This is a genomic window from Methanobrevibacter sp. (assembly GCF_045577275.1).
Classification (GTDB): Archaea; Methanobacteriota; Methanobacteria; order Methanobacteriales; family Methanobacteriaceae; genus Methanobrevibacter.
Window position 1 is genome coordinate 1 of sequence record NZ_JAZNIB010000222.1, and the last position, 2,139, is coordinate 2,139.

General features: G+C 31.6%; 2 protein-coding genes. One reads left to right on the plus strand and one right to left on the minus strand.

Annotation, left to right across the window (positions count from 1 at the left end):
• Positions 1–783 (minus strand): hypothetical protein (locus ACKI67_RS06365; RefSeq protein ID WP_407462606.1); only part of this gene is annotated, 783 nt, incomplete at its 3' end.
• 262 nt (positions 784–1,045) lie between these two features.
• On the opposite strand from ACKI67_RS06365, the gene ACKI67_RS06370 reads away from it, so the two are divergent.
• The gene (locus ACKI67_RS06370) at positions 1,046–1,843 is read left to right on the plus strand and encodes an SseB family protein (RefSeq protein WP_407462607.1); all 798 of its coding nucleotides are present in this window, start codon (positions 1,046–1,048) and stop codon (positions 1,841–1,843) included.
• The last annotated feature ends 296 nt before the right edge of the window (positions 1,844–2,139 follow it).

Consider the following 2,139-nt stretch of genomic DNA (forward strand, 5'->3'; position numbering starts at 1 on the left):
CAATGGATTTGGGTCATCCCCAGGATTATATGGAGTCGGACCTATATAATATGGAGGTATGTCTTTTGGATTAGGATCATAATATAATTTATGGAACCTGTCATTTAAGAAATTACGCATTTGAGATTCAAGCTCTGGCAATATCAATTGTTTTGTAAAATCACTCATGTGGTCAGCAAATTCAACCTTAGAGTATAACTTTGCCACAATCTGAATTGTTTGATCCAGACTATAATTTTGATAGACCATATAAAAAACTGCATCTAAAGGTTTTAAGATGTTGCCTGCTAAATTAAATGGATCAAATTCATATGCTTGCTTATATGCCTCATAATAAGATGAGTAGTAAACCGCAACATCATAACACCAATCACCACTATTGACTATGCTTGGTTCGACTTCCACATCAGGAATCTCAAAATTAATATGAGGTTGCCATTTTTGGTAAGGCGGAATTGGATTTACATTAAGATCAGATTCCTTAAGATCGCTTTCTGTTGAATTGTCAATAACAATTACAGCATCTTCATCCACATCTTCAGTTGCATTGTCGATTTCATCATTATCCTGATTGTCATCAGTGTCGTTTTGAGCAATGTCATCTGTAGGAACTACCTCATCATCGAGGGAATCTGCGTCATCAACAGGAATTGGTGTTTCATTGATGTCAGATACAATGAAATCTTGGTCAACAGTCTCATTAAAATCAGCACTTGCACTGACACATGAAATAGCTGTCAATGCAATAAAAACTATTAGTAAAATTGATAAAATTCTTTTCATTTTCATACCTTTAAGATTTTTCTATTACTATATCTCAAAAAGATAGCATATAAATGATTCCGCGTGTAAGTGCTTACTTGCACCCTTAAATTGACAAAAAAGAATTAATAATATTTTAAATTTAAAATAAACAAATATTTATAAGTTATTAAAGAAAATAAAGTTTAAAATTTATTTATATTAATTAAAAACAAAACGATTTAATAAAATATTTTATATCTAAAATACAGACTATAAGTAAAAATATGTAAAGGTGAAAAATATGGAATACAAACAAGACAACACAAAATTGGAAGAACTTATGAAAGACCCTGCTAAAGAACAGGAACTTTTAAAAGAACTTGGAAAATCCCAACTTATCATGCCTGTGATTTATCCTGAAGGAATCTTTGGTGACCCTGAAAACATGAAGGTGGGAGATGTCATAGAACCTGAGGAGCAAGTTGGATTCAACATAAACTACCTTACAGATAATGAGGGAAACAAGTCAATACCTCTTTTCACCAGTGATGAGATGATGGAAAAGGTAGGGCTTAGAAGCTCTGCAATTGTGATGTATGTTCCTGATTTGGCGAATATGCTAAAAGGTGCAGAAGCAAATTACAAGTTCATCACAATAAATCCTATGACCGATGTAGGTGTTGACCTTCCTGTTCACGCATTCATAAGACTCTTTGGAGAAGATGAAGAGGAAGATGAATTCCTTGAAACCCTAAAGGGAATACTGGAAATTTTAGAGAAACATTCAATCACTTTGGAAGAGAATATGATGCTCTTTGTCAGAGGGGAGGTAAATTTCATGAAGGAGCAGGCTGTTGATGGAGTCTTCGTGCCTAACATACCATTCAATGTAAGCACAGACCAAAATTTTCAAAAGGAATGGCCTTATCTCAATGTATTGCTAATGGAAGCAGGCAAGAAAATAGTTTACATCGGAGGAGCAGTTGAAGAGGATCATTATGATACCATAATAGCTCCAGGAACCGAATTTAAAATAGAAAAGGAAGTGGATGAATACACAACAATTTGGAAATGTGGCAATCAGCCATTTTATGATTAAAATGGAAATTTTTGATTCTAAAGATTAATTAACTATTTATTTCATATAGTAAACTCAAATTTTTCCCTATTCAATTTTTTAATTGTAAAAATTCTTTAAAATCAAAAAATATTCGGTTACAACAATAATTTTATATATTAGTTTGTATAAAATATAATTTAAATATCGAAATTTTACATATGTCTTAAGCAAAAAATTCATTGCTTAAACAATGTTGTTTGGGATTGCAGTTACTAATTAACTGCAATTGCAAATAATACTTTTTTTATAAAGAAATCTTTTTATTAACTACTTTT